14 protein-coding genes are annotated in these 17,160 nt (G+C 33.7%); 6 read left to right on the forward strand and 8 right to left on the reverse strand.

Annotated features, from left to right (window positions below):
* Nucleotides 1-20: 20 nt before the first annotated feature.
* Complete coding sequence (gene lon, locus ACXGSQ_RS14915) at nt 21-2,474, reverse strand: endopeptidase La (RefSeq protein ID WP_458626946.1); 2,454 nt, start codon at nt 2,472-2,474, stop codon at nt 21-23.
* Between the two features lie 229 nt (nt 2,475-2,703).
* On the opposite strand from lon, the gene ACXGSQ_RS14920 reads away from it, so the two are divergent.
* From ACXGSQ_RS14920 to ACXGSQ_RS14940, 5 genes are read left to right on the forward strand one after another with little or no spacing between them, the layout of a single operon-like run.
* On the forward strand, nt 2,704-3,252 hold the full coding sequence (locus tag ACXGSQ_RS14920) for an RNA polymerase sigma factor (RefSeq protein WP_458626947.1): 549 nt from the start codon (nt 2,704-2,706) through the stop codon (nt 3,250-3,252).
* A gap of 2 nt (nt 3,253-3,254) precedes the next feature.
* Nucleotides 3,255-3,407 carry a hypothetical protein gene (locus ACXGSQ_RS14925; protein ID WP_458626948.1) on the forward strand — a complete coding sequence of 51 codons (153 nt, stop codon included), beginning with the start codon at nt 3,255-3,257 and terminating at the stop codon, nt 3,405-3,407.
* 34 nt (nt 3,408-3,441) lie between these two features.
* On the forward strand, nt 3,442-3,801 hold the full coding sequence (locus tag ACXGSQ_RS14930; RefSeq protein WP_458626949.1) for a hypothetical protein: 360 nt from the start codon (nt 3,442-3,444) through the stop codon (nt 3,799-3,801).
* Entirely contained in the window at nt 3,798-4,889 is a 1,092-nt protein-coding gene (locus ACXGSQ_RS14935) for a hypothetical protein (protein WP_458626950.1), read from the forward strand. Before ACXGSQ_RS14930 ends, ACXGSQ_RS14935 begins: the two co-directional genes overlap by 4 nt.
* 41 nt (nt 4,890-4,930) lie before the next feature.
* Nucleotides 4,931-5,656 (forward strand): head GIN domain-containing protein, encoded by a 726-nt coding sequence (locus ACXGSQ_RS14940; RefSeq protein WP_458626951.1) that lies wholly within the window; start codon nt 4,931-4,933, stop codon nt 5,654-5,656.
* A gap of 92 nt (nt 5,657-5,748) precedes the next feature.
* On the opposite strand, the gene ACXGSQ_RS14945 is transcribed toward ACXGSQ_RS14940, so the two are convergent.
* From ACXGSQ_RS14945 to ACXGSQ_RS14975, 7 genes are all read right to left on the reverse strand, one after another.
* Nucleotides 5,749-6,669 (reverse strand): hypothetical protein, encoded by a 921-nt coding sequence (locus tag ACXGSQ_RS14945; protein ID WP_458626952.1) that lies wholly within the window; start codon nt 6,667-6,669, stop codon nt 5,749-5,751.
* A 12-nt stretch (nt 6,670-6,681) separates the two neighbouring features.
* A complete protein-coding gene (locus ACXGSQ_RS14950) occupies nt 6,682-8,040 on the reverse strand; it encodes an MFS transporter (protein ID WP_458626953.1) in 1,359 nt (452 codons plus the stop codon).
* Between the two features lie 143 nt (nt 8,041-8,183).
* A complete protein-coding gene (locus ACXGSQ_RS14955; RefSeq protein ID WP_458626954.1) occupies nt 8,184-9,017 on the reverse strand; it encodes a M48 family metallopeptidase in 834 nt (277 codons plus the stop codon).
* 81 nt (nt 9,018-9,098) lie between these two features.
* Nucleotides 9,099-11,516, reverse strand: a complete 2,418-nt coding sequence (locus ACXGSQ_RS14960) for a glycoside hydrolase family 31 protein (protein WP_458626955.1) — start codon at nt 11,514-11,516, stop codon at nt 9,099-9,101.
* A 350-nt stretch (nt 11,517-11,866) separates the two neighbouring features.
* Nucleotides 11,867-13,777, reverse strand: coding sequence for a 1,4-alpha-glucan branching protein GlgB (gene glgB, locus ACXGSQ_RS14965; RefSeq protein ID WP_458626956.1), 1,911 nt, complete (start codon nt 13,775-13,777; stop codon nt 11,867-11,869).
* A 3-nt stretch (nt 13,778-13,780) separates the two neighbouring features.
* On the reverse strand, nt 13,781-15,046 hold the full coding sequence (locus ACXGSQ_RS14970) for a glucose-1-phosphate adenylyltransferase (protein ID WP_458626957.1): 1,266 nt from the start codon (nt 15,044-15,046) through the stop codon (nt 13,781-13,783).
* Between the two features lie 15 nt (nt 15,047-15,061).
* Entirely contained in the window at nt 15,062-16,465 is a 1,404-nt protein-coding gene (locus ACXGSQ_RS14975) for a glycogen synthase (protein ID WP_458626958.1), read from the reverse strand.
* 165 nt (nt 16,466-16,630) lie between these two features.
* Between ACXGSQ_RS14975 and msrB the strand changes: the two genes are divergently transcribed.
* Nucleotides 16,631-17,113, forward strand: coding sequence for a peptide-methionine (R)-S-oxide reductase MsrB (gene msrB / locus ACXGSQ_RS14980; protein ID WP_458626959.1), 483 nt, complete (start codon nt 16,631-16,633; stop codon nt 17,111-17,113).
* The last annotated feature ends 47 nt before the right edge of the window (nt 17,114-17,160 follow it).

Below are 17,160 nucleotides of genomic sequence, written 5' to 3' on the forward strand. Positions count from 1 at the left end.
TTAAAAATGTCAATATTAGTTTAAAGCTTTTTAGCATTCTGTACCTTCTGTTTTGTAAGCGCTAGTTTTAAAACATCGCTCATATCCTTAACATAGTGAAATGTTAAACCTTTTAAATATTCGGGTTTAATTTCTTCAATATCTCTTCGGTTATCTTCACAAAGTAAAATCTCTTTAATACGAGCACGTTTGGCTGCTAAGATTTTTTCTTTAATACCACCAACTGGTAATACTTTACCTCTTAACGTAATTTCACCTGTCATTGCCAAGCTCTTTTTAACTTTACGTTGTGTAAACAAAGATACTAAAGAAGTTAACATAGTAACTCCTGCACTTGGACCATCTTTTGGAGTTGCTCCTTCCGGCACATGAATGTGAACATTATACTTACTAAAAACCTCTGGATCAATACCAAATTCATCTGCATTAGCCTTGATATATTCCATAGCAATGGTTGCAGACTCCTTCATTACTTTACCTAAGTTTCCTGTAATAGATAAGGTTCCTTTTCCTTTAGATAAAATAGATTCAATAAAGAGAATATCACCACCTACGCTTGTCCACGCCAATCCTGTTACCACACCTGCAACATCATTGTTTTCGTATTTATCGCGCTCCATTCTTGGGCTTCCTAGAATTTCAATAACATCTTCATTGGTAACCTTAATGTTATACGCTTCTTCCATTGCAATATTTTTTGCGGCATAACGCACCATTTTTGCAATTTGTTTTTCTAAGCCTCTCACACCAGATTCACGCGTATAGCCTTCAACTATTTTTTCGAGTTGTGGCTTTGCTATCTTTAAAGCTTTATCATCTAAACCATGCTCTTTTAACTGCTTTGGCAGTAAATGACGCTTAGCTATCTCTACTTTTTCTTCAATAGTATACCCTGTTACATTAATAATCTCCATACGATCTCGTAATGCTGGCTGAATCGTGTTCAAACTATTAGCCGTCGCAATAAACATTACTTTAGATAAATCATATCCCATTTCTAAGAAATTATCATAAAACTCATTGTTTTGCTCAGGATCTAACACTTCTAACATGGCAGAAGACGGATCACCTTGATGACCAGTAGACAATTTATCTATTTCATCTAACACAAACACAGGGTTAGACGTTTGTGCTTTCTTTAAACTCTGAATAATTCGTCCTGGCATAGCACCAATATAGGTTTTTCTATGACCACGGATTTCAGCTTCATCACGTAAACCACCTAATGAAATACGCACATACTCTCGCCCTAAAGCTTCGGCAACAGACTTTCCTAAAGAGGTCTTACCAACACCTGGAGGTCCATATAAACAAAGAATTGGTGACTTCATGTCATTTCTAAGCTTTAAAACAGCCAAATACTCAATAATTCGTTTTTTTACATCTTCTAATCCAAAGTGGTCACGATCTAAAATTTTCTGTGCTCGTTTTAAATCGAATTTATCCTTGCTAAACTCATTCCAAGGCAAATCTAAAAACAGATCTAAGTAATTACGTTGAATAGAATACTCAGCAACCTGAGGATTCATACGTTGCATTTTTGCTAATTCTTTATCAAAATGCTCTTTTACTTTAGCGTCCCATTTTTTATTCTTAGCACGCGCTTTCATGTCTTCAATTTCTTCACCAGAAGACACTCCTCCACCCAATTCTTCTTGAATGGTTTTCATTTGTTGATGTAAGAAATATTCGCGTTGCTGTTGGTTCATATCACTCTGAACCTTAGATTGAATATCATTTTTAAGCTCTAACTTTTGAAATTCGAGATTCATGAATTTCAATGTTTGAAGCGCACGGTCTTTAAGATCATTGATCTTTAATAGCTCTTGCTTCTCCTCTACATTTAGATTCATGTTAGAGGACACAAAGTTGACTAAGAACGAATCACTTTCAATATTTTTAATCGCAAAGCTAGCTTCAGACGGAATACTCGGACTTTCCTTAATGATGTCTAACGACAAATCTTTGATAGAATCAATAATTGCTCTGAACTCTTCATTCGTTTTTTCTGGTTTTACTTCAGGAATATCAGAAATTGTTGCCTTCAAATAAGGCTTTTCAACAATGACTTCATTAATAACAAAACGCTTTTTACCTTGTATGATAACGGTAGTGTTACCATCAGGCATTTTTAAAACTTTTAAGATTCGAGCAACAGTACCTGTTTTATAAATGTCTTTTGCCGTAGGATTTTCAACCGCTTCATCCTTTTGCGAAACCACACCAATTACTTTTCCACCATTATTAGCATCATTGATTAATTTGATCGATGCATCTCTACCTGCTGTTATCGGAATGACAACACCTGGAAATAAAACGGTATTTCGCAACGGTAAAATTGGTAACGATTCTGGTAACGATTCGTTATTTATTAACTCTTCATCTTCTGGTGTCATTAACGGAATTAATTCTGAATTCCCATCAAAATCCTGAAATGACAGATTGTCTAAATTTAAAAAATTTGATTTTCCCATATATATTTTCTAGCCATTCTGTCATTATTACAAACAGAACAACATTATTTTAAATGTATTAAAAATTAACTTCATATTGAATATCAAAGCATTACAAGATATTCAAAGTTATTCACACTACAGTAATTTCAATTGTTATGCCATTACCTTTATAACGCCATATTTTTTTTTCATTTTAACTGTAACAAAAAATAAAAGTAGTTCTCTATAAATAAAAGCAATTGTTTTTTTGACATCAACCAATCAAAATATCGAACAGTTATTGCAGCTTTGTCAATCTGGAAACCAACGTGCACAGTTGGAAATTTACAACAGATATAACAAAGCCATGTACAACACAGCCTTTAGAATTGTAAAAAACTCTTTTAAAGCTGAGGACATTATGCAAGAGTCTTTTTTAACCGCTTTTACAAAATTGAACACGCTACAAGACACCAATTTATTTGGCGCATGGTTAAAACGTATTGTTGTAAATAACAGTATTGGGTATTATAACAAAGCGGTTAAACAAAATGAAGTGCCTTTAGATAGTGTTATCTATAAAGCTGAAGCTGATAATGGCATTAACGACAATGAGCAGACTAACGAAAAAGTAAAACGGATTTTAGACGCTATGAAAACCCTAAAACCTAATTATAATTTGGGCTTATCATTGCATTTAATTGAAGGCTATGATTATGAAGAAATCTGTGAGATCATGAATATCTCTTATGCGAATTGTAGAACTTTAATATCGAGAGCAAAAGAAAGTTTGCGAAAAAAATTATTATTAAATTAATTATGAAAGACAATAAATTAGAAGGCTTATTTGATGATTTGAAAGGTGAATTTAATATTGAAACACCCAACAAAAACCATGAGCAACGTTTTTTAGACAAATTGAACGCTCAGGACAGGGCTGCAACCGAAACAAAAAAAACAATCTGGCATTAACTGGAAACCTTTTTTAGCCATTGCCGCCTCTATAATGATTTGTTTAGGACTTTTTACAACATTGCAACAACAGCCTGAATATTTAGACTTAGCAAGTGTATCCCCTGAAATGTCTGAGACCCAAGACTTTTTTACAGTCACCATAGAAAACGAATTAAAGAAACTTAATAAGGAACGTTCCCCATTAACAGAACAAATAATTAATGATGCATTAGTCCAAATTCAACTTTTAGAAACCGATTACAAAAAATTAAAAACAGATTTAACCGAAAGCGGAAAAAACCAACGTGTTATTTATGCGATGATCTCTAACTTTCAAACTAGAATAGACATTCTAAACACCGTATTAGAACAAATTGAAATCGTTAAACAATTTAAATCCAATTCAAAATGAAAATATTTTATAACATATGCTTTCTTTTATTACTGATGCCAACCTTTATTTTGGCCTCAAATGAGACACCAAAAGCCGCAAAACATGAAAAACAGAAAACTATAGAAAAATCCTTTAATGTAAATGCTGACGCTACATTTAATATTACCAATCGTTATGGGAATATTGATATCATTACATGGAATGAAAATCGTATTGATATCCAAGTCATCATAAAAGTAGAAGGTAATAATCAAAGTAAGGTAAACGAAAAATTGAACGAATTAGATGTCGCTTTTCAATCTGCACCTCATAAAGTTTCAGCAATTACAGCAATTGATGGTAATAGTTGGGATACCTCATGGTGGAATAAAAAATTGGGCAATAATGTAAAAATTGAAGTTAATTACGTGGTTAAAATGCCTATAACAAACAATGTTAGGTTATTTAACGATTATGGCTATATAAATTTAGACAAGCTCGAAGGCAACGCCTATATAAAATGTGATTATGGAAAAGTAACCACTAAAGAACTCATGGGTAAATCTAATTCACTTCACTTAGACTACACTAGAAACAGTTATTTTGAATATATAAACAACGGAACCATTGAAGCCGATTATAGCGAATTTACCGTGGCAAAAGCTAAAGATTTAAACTTAGAAGCAGATTATACAACTTCCGTAATTGAAATCGCAGAAAATGTTGTTTATGAATGTGAGTATGGGTCTCTTAAAATAAACAGCATTAACAATTTAGACGGAAAAGGAGACTATTTATCTTTAAGACTTGGCACCATTTATAAAACAGCAAAAATAAGAGCCGATTATGGTTCTATAAAAATTGACCGCTTAACTCCAAACACTAAAACATTAGATATTGATACTGAATTTGTTGGGATTACTATCGGAATTGATAGTGATTACAATTTCGATTTTAATATCGATATTGACTTTGGGTCGCTAAGAGAATCTGATGGTTTCAATTTTACAGAAAAAAACACAGACAACTTTGGAAAGAAATACATTGGATATCACGGCACTCCAAATTCTAACAATTCAGTACTCATAAAATCTGAATATGGCAGCATTACTTTTAAAAACAATTAAGAAAAACAATCAAATATTAAATCAATCAAAATTAAACACTCATGAAACTATTAAAATCAATTACAATCTTAACGCTTCTTTTAAGTACTACATCAGCTTCTGCCCAATGGGGAAAATTTAAAAAGATTAAAGGAAATGGAAACATGACTACAACAACCGTTTCTACAGACTCTTATGACGACATTAAAGCCTCTGGTTCTATGGACTTTAAACTGGTTAAAGGTACAGAAGGCGAAATTTTAATTAAAGGAGATTCTAATTTAATAGCGTATATAATTACAGAAGTTAAAGGTAATTCGCTTCATGTTAAAATTAAAGACGGGTATAATTTAAAACCTAGCGAAACTATCCTTATCACTATACCTTATGAATCTATTAGTTCTTTGTCGTTAGCTGGTTCTGGTGATGTTGAAAATTCTGGCACGATAAAAGCTGACAAATTTAAAGTGTCTTTAGCCGGTTCTGGAGATATCGATTTAAATATTGAAGCGCACGCCCTAGAAAGCAATATTGCGGGCTCAGGAGATATCTCGCTTAAAGGCATAACCCATAATCTAACAACTATTGTAACCGGTTCTGGTGACTTTGATGGGAAGGCTTTAAAAAGCACCAACGTAAACGCTAAAATTGCGGGTTCTGGAGATATCAATGTTGTTTGTAACGGTGAACTCAATGTAGCAATAGCAGGCTCTGGTGATTTAAAATATTCAGGAAAACCCACAAAAAAGAATACGAATATCTCAGGATCTGGTAGTATAAGCCATTAAGTCTTATAATGACATATAAGACAGAAAAGGATACGTGTTTACTTATCCTTTTTTTATGCAATCTTATACCTCATCTTTTTATCCGACAACGACTATAACTTAGTATACACATAAGTGACACGCTCTGAAATATCAGCACCACCTTCTACAGTACTTGTTGCAAAAAAGCCATCATTTAAAGCTACAAAAAGCGAATTACCATTTCTAAAATAGTTAATTGACGTTCCATCGGACATTATGATATTAACTGTATTACCGAATTGGGACCACGTAAATGCATTATCTTCACTAATTTCAATACAGGTTACAGAAAAATCAACATCTGTACTAGAGCCTTCAACTGGAGTATAAGTTATATCTGCTTTAGATCTTAAAAAGAACGTACCCGTACCATTCGGATTAAAGGTTAACGTTTCATTATTATAGCAATCTATTTCATCCAAATAAAACCCCGTCTCAACTCCATCATTATTAATATCTCTAAATAAATCGGTGTTCCAATTCACCAATTTCCAAGTTCCTATGGTCTCTACAGTTGCTATTTGACAATCACCTAAACTTTCAATAATGCCTAATAATGTGCCATCATCACCACATACATCTATTTGATATAGTAAAGCATTTTTATATGCTATACATAATTCTTCAAAAGTACTATTGGTTGCTGACGTAAAGACAAGTTGTGCAAATTGTGTAGCTGCAATAGCTTCATCACAAAGCTCATTAGACATTGAACAATCTCCTAAACCATCTATAATAAGTTGTAAAACATTATTATCATCTCCACAAACATCTATCTGATGCTGTAAGGCCTCTATATATGCCTGGCAAAAAAGACTAAAATTATTGTCGGTGGCTGTGTTGTAATTCGCTAAAGCATCAGCTGAAGATTGGATTGCTAAAGCACAAGAATTATCATTAATTATAAATTCACCTTCGTAAGGCTCATTATCACAATTGAACAGCAGCATAAATACTATAAGCGAATATAGTACTGGAATTTTATTTATCATAGCGTGATAAATTTACGCTTTATTTTCCAATTGAGTTTTTGGAACCCTAAACAAGAGTATAATTCCTGCTACAAAAAAGATAACTAAAAACAAAATCGCATTTCTTATACTTCCAGTAATTTGGTCTATAGTCGCAAAAATGACCATTCCAATAACAATTCCTATTTTTTCTGCGACATCATAAAAACTGAAATACGAGGTGGTATCTTCCGTTTCTGGTAAAAACTTAGAATATGTAGATCTTGCTAAAGCTTGCACTCCCCCCATAACTAAGCCTACAAAACCCGCTGCTATATAAAATTGAAATGGGGTTTCCATAAAATAAGCATAAAAACAAAGTGCCATCCAAAAGAAATTAATAACGATCAGTGTTTTAATATTTCCAAATTTTGACGAAGCATAGGAGGTTATGAGCGCACCTACAATTGCCACCAATTGAATCACTAAGATACTGACAATAAGACCAAAGGTTTTAGCTTCAGAATCTCCCCAAGCAATTTCTTCTTCTCCAAAATAAACAGCCACCAACATTATGGTTTGAACTGCCATACTAAACACAAAAAAAGCAACTAAGTAGCGTTTTAATCTTAGGTTTTCGTTTAATTGAAGCCAAACTTGCTTCAACTCCTTTATCCCATTGAAGACAACATCTTTTGTGACTTTACCTCCTTTTTTAACACCCTTAGGGAGCACATAAAATGTATACTGACTAAATAAGATCCACCATAAACCTACCATTATAAAAGAATACCGCATTCCTACTTGTGCGGCAGTTTCTATTACTATTCCATCTTCACCGATATTATCAGTGATAAGAAAAAAGTTTGGAAACATTACCATTGCTAAATTCAATACTAACAGTAAAACACTCCCTAAATATCCTAAACTAAAACCTTTAGCACTAACACTATCTTGCTGTTCTGGATAGGCAATATCTGGCAAATACGAATTATAAAACACTAAACTTCCCCAATAACCTATTAATCCCATAAAATAAAACAACAGACTTAAATGGATTCCATCTGGCTCTATACTAAACCAATACAAGCCAATACAACCTGCACCACCAACGTAACAAAAGAATTTCATAAAATTCTTTTTATTACCAACATAATCCGCAATACCAGAAAGAATGGGTGATGTAAATGCAACGACCAAAAAGGTAAACGCAGTGACATAAGTAATCAATGCTGTACTTTTAAAAACCATCCCAAAAGCAGTAACATTTTTTTCGACTTGAGATACAAATAATGCGGAATAAAATATTGGAAATATCGAGGATGCAATCGTTAAGGTATAAACTGAATTTGCCCAATCATAAAAGGCCCATGCGTTAAGAAGTTTTTTACTTCCTTTTTTAAGTTCACTCATAAATACACGTTAGTTAACTTTGTCTATTATTAAAATAATCACGTCTTATTATCTAATAATTAAATCATTATAAATAAAGCCGTTTAATAAAAAAAGCTGCTCAAATTGAGCAGCTTCTAAAGTAAACAAATATATTTATAATCTTAGTTTATTGGTCTAAATGATGTTATTCCAAATTTCTTAGCTTCCTCTTTTGCTTTAGGTGCTAATTCTTGTAAATTTTTAATTCGAGTATCATTACTTGGGTGTGTACTTAAAAATTCTGGAGGTGCTTCACCTCCACTAGCGGCTTTCATTCGTTTCCAAAGTTCTGCAGCTTCATCTGGATTATATCCTGCAATAGCCATAATAATTAACCCTACTTTATCTGCTTCAGTTTCATGAGCTCTACTGAATGGTAACATTCCAGCTACGTTAGAAACAATACCGAAAGACTGATTAAAAAGCCCTAATGATTGCTCATCATTAGATAATGCTAAATTACCTGCAAGCGCTAAACCTTGTTGTACCATACCAGCACTCATACGTTGTTGACCGTGGTTTGCAAGTGCGTGTACAACTTCGTGACTCATAATGGCTGCAACTGCCGTTTCATTTTCTGCAATTGGTAAAATTCCTGTATAAAAGGCTATTTTTCCACCAGGCATACACCATGCATTTACTTGATCTGATTCTATAAGCGTATATTCCCAGGCATAATCATCTAAATAGCCATGATTGCCATTTGCAACTAACCAACGCTCAGCAGCAGAAGCAATACGTTGTCCTACGCGTTTTATCATTTCAGCATCCGCAGTACCTGTAATCACTTTATTTTCTGACAATACTTCATTGTATTGCGCAAATGCTGCAGGAAAGAGTCTACTATTCTCTGTTCCTGGAAATGCCATTGTCTTTTTCCCTGTAAAAGGATTTGTTGCACACGAAGCCACAAAAGCAACAATTGAAAGACCACATATTAATTTATTAAATTTCATAGCTAATCATTTTGTTAAACATTACTAAAATACTAATATTTATTTTATACTAAATAGGACACAAAATTAAGTTAATGGTCACTATGAATTTACCTTAATTCCTTTTATATGTAACTCAGAAAAGTTCTTATCGACAACAATAGACTCTATACCATTTACTTTCAATATCTTATGAGCTATCTTTTCATTATCTAATTGTACCTCTACAATATCAAATGGTAAGCCGTGAAATTGAATATTAAAGGTCTCATATGGTGTAATGAATTTCCCTTCTTTATGCTGATTAATAATTAGTTCAGTAGATTTACCGGTAAGTTTAAAGTTTCTAAAACTATAACGTCCTTTGGTATAATCGAATCCATCATTAGCATCACTAAAAAGCTCACTTTCCTCCTTACCATTCTTGTAATAAACATCTAACGTAATTTCTGAAATTTCCTTTTCACCAACGTATTGTTGAATTGGAAATTTAGGAATAATAGCACCTTCTTTCACAAAAATTGGCATACTATCAATATCGGCATCGACCCACATTTCTTTCCCTCCTTTGATGATGTCATCGGTCCAAAAATTATACCAATTTCCCTGTGGAATATACATTCTTCGACCTTTAGCATTAGGCTCTAAAACAGGACAAGCTAATATTTGCTCACCAAAAATAAATTCGTCGGTTCTATAGTGCGTTTGCACATCAGCTTGATCATACAACACTAATGATTTTAGTATTGGTGTTCCATGATCTGTATAGTTCCAAAATGCAGTGTATAAATACGGTAATAATTGGTAACGAATTTCAATAAACTTTCTAACAATATCGGTTACATCTTCATCAAAAGCCCAAGGTTCTTGATCTCCATGATCTCCAGATGAATGCACTCTAAAGAAAGGATGAAAGATCCCTAATTGAATCCATCGTGTAAATAACTCTCCTTGTGGTTGCTCTGCAAACCCTCCAATATCACTACCTGCAAAAGAGAAACCAGACATTGCCATACGTTGTGCTTGTATATTTGCAATCCATAAATGCTCCCAAGTGGCGACATTATCACCTGTCCAAGTAGATGTATAACGTTGCGTCCCCGAATAAGCCGCACGTGTAATAACAAAAGGACGTTTAGGATAAGAATATTTTTTTAACCCTTGGTAGGTTGCTCTAGCCATCTGCATACCATAAATATTATGTGCTTTTCTATGGCTACATGGATTTCCATCATAATCATGGCGTACATCGTCTGGAAATGTTTTATTAGGCACTTCCATTACGGCTGGCTCATTCATATCGTTCCAAACACCTTTTATACCAATGTCTTCAATCAATTCTTTGAATAATCCAGACCACCATTCTCTTACTTCTGGGTTTGTGAAATCTGGAAAATAACATTCTCCAGGCCAAACTTTCCCCTTCATATAATCTCCATCAGCGCGTTTACAGAAGTAATCGTTTTCTAAAGCTTCCTCAAAAACAGAATACGCTTTATCAATTTTAATTCCTGGATCTATAATGGCAACCGTTTTAAATCCGTCATCCATTAATTCCTTTACCATACGTTTGGGATCAGGGAAATAGTCTTTATTCCAAGTAAAACAACGAAAGCCTTCCATATAATCGATGTCTAAATAAATAGCATCACAAGGAATCTTTAATTTTCTAAAAGTTGATGTAATCTCTTTTACTTTACGCTCTGGGTAATAACTCCACTTACATTGATGAAAACCTAAAGCCCAAAGCGGTGGTAAATGATGTGGCTTTCCGGTTAAATCGGTATAACTTTCTACAACATCCGTCATTTTAGGACCATAGAAAAAGTAATAATTCATTTCACCACCTTGTGCCCAGAAACTCGTAACATTTCTGCGTTCTTGAGCAAAATCAAAAGAAGTTCTAAATGTATTGTCAAAGAAAATCCCATAGGCTTTACCATGGTGTAAACCAGTATAAAATGGAATTGTTTTATATAAGGGATCGGTATCTTTTCCGTAAGCATAGGAATCGGTAACCCAATTATTATATCGTTTTCCTTTTAAATTTAAATGATTGGGTTTGTCACCAAGACCATAATAACTTTCACCATCGTTTGATGCTTTACTCATCTTAACAATGTTTCCACCATGCTCATAACTTTCTTCCCAATGAAACCCATTTTCATCTTCGTTAATAAGCATACCATCAATGGCATCGTAAATAGAGACTCGCATATCTTCCTTAGAAATCTCACATCTCAATTTTGAAGTAAGCACTTCAAAACAATCTTTTTTCTCTTCAATCTCTAGCTTATTATATCCTATACTGGCGTATTTGGTAATGGCATAAGAAAAATCATTATCAAAATTACCAACTGTGGTATATCTAAAACGAAGCAAACTATCTCTTACAACAGTTAACTCAAGAATCACATCATTATCTGCTATAAAATATAATTTATCAACATCTTTTTTAAAATCTATTATTTTTGAAGGAAATAAATTCCCTTTATTTTCTAATTCAGTATTTATAATCATAGGACAATATATTGGCGAAAATCACCCGCAAAAAAACGGAAAAAATCCATCTTTTGAAAGGTATAGCGCTGGTTATTGGTAATTGTTGTTAACTATATCGTTTTCGGCATACGCTTTTGCGATTATATGAATTTTAAAGCGATATTTAGCAGAATTCGCAAAGCATAAAGCGCCTTAAGATTTCTTACATTATCCCCTACTTACAAATCAAATAAAAATTACAAAACGAAGTTCATTTCACTGTTAATGCCTCCATTATGAGTGCCAATATTTGTTAATTTATTCGAAGCAAAAACCTTTCTGATTTAGTTTACCAGAAAGGCTCTAATAACAATTACTTCTTTGTGGTTTTATATTGCGTAGCGAAAAACAACCATTCCCAAAGGAGGAATATCGATTTCTACTGAATGATCTCTAAAATGCCATGCATCTGCCTTGGTCTTGACTATTTTATTTTTATATTGACCACTACCGAAGTATTTTTTTAAATCACTATTAAACACTTCTTTTAGTATTCCTTTTCTAGGAACACCAATTTTATAATTTTCTTTTGGAACTGGTGTCATATTACAAGCCACAATAAGATCGTCTTCTTCCTTATGTCCTTTTCTGATATAGGTAAACACAGAATTTTTAGAATCGCCATAATCAATCCACTCAAAACCTTCTACTGAAAATTGCTTTTCGTACAATGCTGGTTGTTTTCTATAAAGCGTATTCAAGTCTTTCATTAATTCTTGAACTCCTTTATGTGGACTATATTCTAACAAATGCCAATCGAGACTTTTCTCAAAATTCCACTCGCTACTCTGACCAAATTCAGCCCCTTGAAACAACAATTTAGTTCCTGGATGAGTAAACATATAACTATATAACAATCTTAAATTAGCAAAACGTTGCCATTCATCTCCTGGCATTTTACCTAAAATAGATTTTTTACCATATACAACTTCATCGTGACTTAAAGGCAACATAAAGTTTTCCGTGAACGCATAAGTCATTGAAAAGGTTAAATCATCTTGATGGAATTGTCTATATATTGGTTCTTTTGCAAAATATTGAAGTGTATCATGCATCCAACCCATCATCCATTTCATTCCAAAACCAAGTCCACCTATAAAAGTAGGTTTTGATACCATTGGAAACGCCGTAGATTCTTCAGCTATAGTTTGTACATCTGGAAATGAAGCATACACCGCTTCGTTCATTTCTCTTAAGAATGATATGGCTTCTAAATTTTCATTTCCACCATACATATTAGGCTCCCATTGTCCATCCTCTCTACTATAATCTAAAAAGAGCATTGAGGCCACAGCATCTACTCGCAAGCCATCAACATGGTACTGATCCATCCAAAAAATAGCATTACTAATTAAAAAGGACTTGACTTCATTTCGGCCATAATTAAAAATTAAACTCTTCCAATCGTTATGATAACCTCTTCTCGGATCGGGATGTTCATATAATGCGGTACCATCAAAACCACCAAGTCCATGTACATCTTCTGGAAAATGCGACGGTACCCAATCTAGAATAATTCCGATATCATTTTGATGAAATTTATCAACGAGGAATTTAAATTCTTCTGGATAGCCAAAACGTGATGTTGGCGCAAAATAACCTGTAACCTGATAGCCCCAAGAAGGATCATACGGAAACTCCATTATTGGCATAAGCTCTACATGTGTAAAATTCATGGCTTTGACATAGGTCACTAATTCGTCGGCCATTTCAACGTAAGACATAAAACGTCCTTCTTCAACTTTCCTTTTCCAAGACCCTAAATGCACTTCATAAACCGAAAATGGTGCCTCTAAAGCATTATGCTTTTTCCGCTTTTTCATCCATTTGCTATCTTTCCAAGTATATGGCTCATCCCAAACAATAGATGCTGTTTTAGGATTATGCTCTGCACGTCGAGCATAAGGATCTGCTTTTTCAGTTTCAATATCGTTATTACTACTCAGAATCTTATACTTATACTTGCTCCCTTTACCTGCATCGGGAATAAAGCCTTCCCAAATGCCACTAGAATCCCAGCGTACATTTAATTTATGCTCGCCTTCGGTCCAAAAATTAAAATCACCAATTACAGAAACCATTTTAGCCGAAGGAGCCCAAACCGCAAAATAAACGCCTTCTACTCCATCTAAGGTTGTAATATGAGACCCAAATTTTTCGTATAAACGATAGTGTTTTCCCGATTTAAAAAGAGCGATATCAAAATCCGTAAAACGACTATGTACTATTACATTTGCCATATATTAAAGTACAAATCCTTTAGTAATTATAGCGTCTTTCTTAATAACAACGATACCGTCTTTAACAATATATTCATTGGTTTCTGTATCTGCCAAATGCGCTCCTCCATTAATTCTTACATCATCACCAATCCGTACATTTTTATCAATAATGGTATTCTTAATAAAGCAGCGTTCTCCAATACCTAAAAGTATTTCTGTGTGTTTGTTATTAATATCTTCTAAAGACTCATAATCATCATTCCCCATCATATAAGTATTAATGATTGTAGAATCTTTACCTATTCTAGATCGAATTCCGATAACAGATTTCTCAATCTTAGCTGCATTTATTAAACAACCTTCGGCGATGACCGCTTTATGCAAAGCTGTACCTGTTATTTTTGAAGTTGGAAGAATTCTCGCATTGGTATAAGTACGCTGTTTAGAATCGTATAAGTTAAATTGCGGTAAATCATCCGTAAAACCAAGATTAGCCTCAAAAAATGAGTCTATATTTCCAATATCCGTCCAATACCCTTCATACTGATAACTCAAGGTTTTATGCTTATCGATAGACTGAGGAATAATTTCTTTACCAAAATCATTAGTTTCTGGATTATTCATTAAATCAATCAACAACTGTCTATTAAAGATATAAATTCCCATTGAAGCTAGGTGATTTCTCCCCTGTGCCTTCATCTCCTTACTTGTCTCAGACGTCCAATCTGGTAACAACTCAGCATCTGGTTTTTCAATAAATGACGTGACCACATTATTTTCATCTGTCTTAAGAATACCAAAGGAAGTAGCGTCTTTTTCATTAACTGGAATGGTTGCTATTGAGATTTCTGCATTGGCATCAACATGTGCCTGAATCATTGCATTAAAGTCCATTTGATACAATTGATCACCAGACAAAATTAAAGCATACTCAAATTTATGCGCTTTAATATGATGCATACTTTGTCTTACCGCATCTGCTGTGCCTTGAAACCAAGATTTACTTTCTGGTGTTTGTTCTGCTGCTAATACATCTACAAACGCAGAACTAAAAAAACTAAAATGATAGGTGTTTTTTATATGTCTATTTAAGGATGCTGAATTAAACTGGGTTAACACATACATCCGTTTAATATCAGAATTAATACAATTAGATATAGGGATATCTACTAATCTATATTTTCCAGCTATTGGTACGGCAGGTTTAGAACGTTTTTCCGTTAATGGATATAATCGAGATCCTTGGCCTCCTCCTAGTATAATGGACAATACTTTATCGTTTATCATAGCTTTAGTTTAGTTTTAGTTTATTGAATTGTATAAGTTTATGTATGCTTTAGCTGAAACCTTCCAAGAATGATCAATGCTCATTATGTGTTTTCGGTTAGTTTTAAATTCCTTTTGTTGTTTGTAAAAATCTTTGCCTCTATGGATAGCCTCAACGATATCTTGAACAGATACGTCATTATGACAAATACCAAAACCATGGTCTATAATATCGACAACCGTATCTTTTAAGCCTCCAATACGACGCACCACTGGCACGGTTCCATATCTTAATGCATACATCTGGTTTAAGCCACAAGGCTCTACACGTGATGGCATTAACAAGAAATCGGCTCCTGCATAAATAATATGAGACAGTTTTTCATCATAACCAATAAATGCATTATAATTTCCGCTGTGCCTTGTTGTAAGCTCCAATAATTGGTGCTCTGTTTCTTTAGCACCAGATCCTAACACAATAACTGATATCTCTTTAGAACGCAAGGCATAATCAAGTGCAAATGGTAAAAGCTCTGCGCCTTTTTCTCCTACTAAACGTCCTATAAATGCAAATAGAGGCTTGCTTTTATCTAAATTAAATTCAGTACACAACCATTCTTTATTCGCCTTTTTTCCAGAGTCTACAGATGTTTTTTTATAATTTTTTATAATGTATTTATCGGTATCAGGATTCCAAACATCTGAATCTATACCATTTAATATACCTATTGCTTTAGAACTTTCATGAGACAATAGCGACTCAAGACCATTAGCATTAGATTTTAATTCTTCCATATAACTTGGTGAAACCGTAGTTACACGCCAAGCACACTTTATTGCGGCTGCTAATGGATTTATCATGCCATCCCACATTAATAAACCGACATTCTCAATATTAAATCTTGGCAACTTATACAAGTTATCATAAGGCATCCAACCTTGGTATTGTGCATTATGAATTGTCGTTATTGTAGGAATGGTATTTAAAGCCTCATACTTATAACATTCTTGAGTCATAAATGGCATTAACCCAGTATGGTGATCATGACAATGCAAATAATTGGGCTTCTCTTCTAAAGTTAGTATCCAATCTAGAGCTGCGATTTGAAACGCTAAAAAACGATCCGTATCATTTTCGGAATACACATAATCGGTATAAAGTAACTCTGCAACATCCACAAAGTAAATATCGAATTCTAAATCCGAGTCATCAACTTTTAAAATTTTAAACTTCACCTCATCATTCCCTAAGTTTAAATAGGCCTGATAAATGGACGTAAATTCATGAGTTTGTGTAAACTTATTATTATAAAATGGCATTATAACCGAACTATTAGCACCTATTTCGTTTTGGTACTTTGGCAAAGCTCCTACTACATCTGCTAAACCACCAACTTTGGCTATTGGATAACACTCGGCACTAACGTGCATAATTTTCATTGACATAGACTAATTAATTGTTAATGCTGTTAAATTTAACAATAAAAAAAATAAAGACAACCATAAAACAGTAATTGTTACCCAAAAATAACTTTACTCTATTACCGTAATTAATCAAATGTTAATACGACCTATAGAGCAAGCAAAAATTTGTAATTTTAAAATATGAAAAAGATCGCATTACTTACAATTATTGGTTTGTTTTTGAGCTGTAACAGTTCAGCTCAAAAAACAGAAACCAAAGCAAAAGAAACATTTACCGTGACTAAAACTGAGGCTGAATGGAAAGCGCTACTTAGCGACATACAATATCATGTTTTAAGAGAAGCTGGTACCGAAAGACCATTTTCAAGTCCTTTAAATAAAAACACAGAAAAAGGCACTTACCATTGTGCTGCTTGTAACACTCCTTTATTTAAGAGTGAACACAAGTTCGATTCAGGAACCGGTTGGCCAAGTTTTGATCGTGTTATAGAAGGCAACGTCTCCTTTGGAACAGATACTAAAATTGGTTACACTAGAGATGAAGAGCATTGCGCAACATGTGGTGGTCATTTAGGACATGTCTTTAGTGACGGCCCAAAAGAAACCACTGGAAAACGTCATTGTATAAACGGAGCCGCTTTAAAATTTGTAGCTTCCGAATAAGTTAATTTTAAATTTATTAAAAGCTAAATAGCGCTATTACATCTATC

The sequence above is a fragment of the Winogradskyella sp. PC D3.3 genome (assembly GCF_054366245.1).

Bases quoted from the DNA above. Each gene is read 5' to 3' on its own strand.
- lon (WP_458626946.1), bottom strand. From the start codon at position 2,474: ATGGGAAAATCAAATTTTTTAAATTTAGACAATCTGTCATTTCAGGAT.
- ACXGSQ_RS14925 (WP_458626948.1), top strand. From the start codon at position 3,255: ATGAAAGACAATAAATTAGAAGGCTTATTTGATGATTTGAAAGGTGAA.
- ACXGSQ_RS14930 (WP_458626949.1), top strand. From the start codon at position 3,442: ATGATTTGTTTAGGACTTTTTACAACATTGCAACAACAGCCTGAATAT.
- ACXGSQ_RS14935 (WP_458626950.1), top strand. From the start codon at position 3,798: ATGAAAATATTTTATAACATATGCTTTCTTTTATTACTGATGCCAACC.
- ACXGSQ_RS14940 (WP_458626951.1), top strand. From the start codon at position 4,931: ATGAAACTATTAAAATCAATTACAATCTTAACGCTTCTTTTAAGTACT.
- ACXGSQ_RS14945 (WP_458626952.1), bottom strand. From the start codon at position 6,669: ATGATAAATAAAATTCCAGTACTATATTCGCTTATAGTATTTATGCTG.
- ACXGSQ_RS14950 (WP_458626953.1), bottom strand. From the start codon at position 8,040: ATGAGTGAACTTAAAAAAGGAAGTAAAAAACTTCTTAACGCATGGGCC.
- ACXGSQ_RS14955 (WP_458626954.1), bottom strand. From the start codon at position 9,017: ATGAAATTTAATAAATTAATATGTGGTCTTTCAATTGTTGCTTTTGTG.
- ACXGSQ_RS14960 (WP_458626955.1), bottom strand. From the start codon at position 11,516: ATGATTATAAATACTGAATTAGAAAATAAAGGGAATTTATTTCCTTCA.
- glgB (WP_458626956.1), bottom strand. From the start codon at position 13,777: ATGGCAAATGTAATAGTACATAGTCGTTTTACGGATTTTGATATCGCT.
- ACXGSQ_RS14970 (WP_458626957.1), bottom strand. From the start codon at position 15,046: ATGATAAACGATAAAGTATTGTCCATTATACTAGGAGGAGGCCAAGGA.
- ACXGSQ_RS14975 (WP_458626958.1), bottom strand. From the start codon at position 16,465: ATGAAAATTATGCACGTTAGTGCCGAGTGTTATCCAATAGCCAAAGTT.
- msrB (WP_458626959.1), top strand. From the start codon at position 16,631: ATGAAAAAGATCGCATTACTTACAATTATTGGTTTGTTTTTGAGCTGT.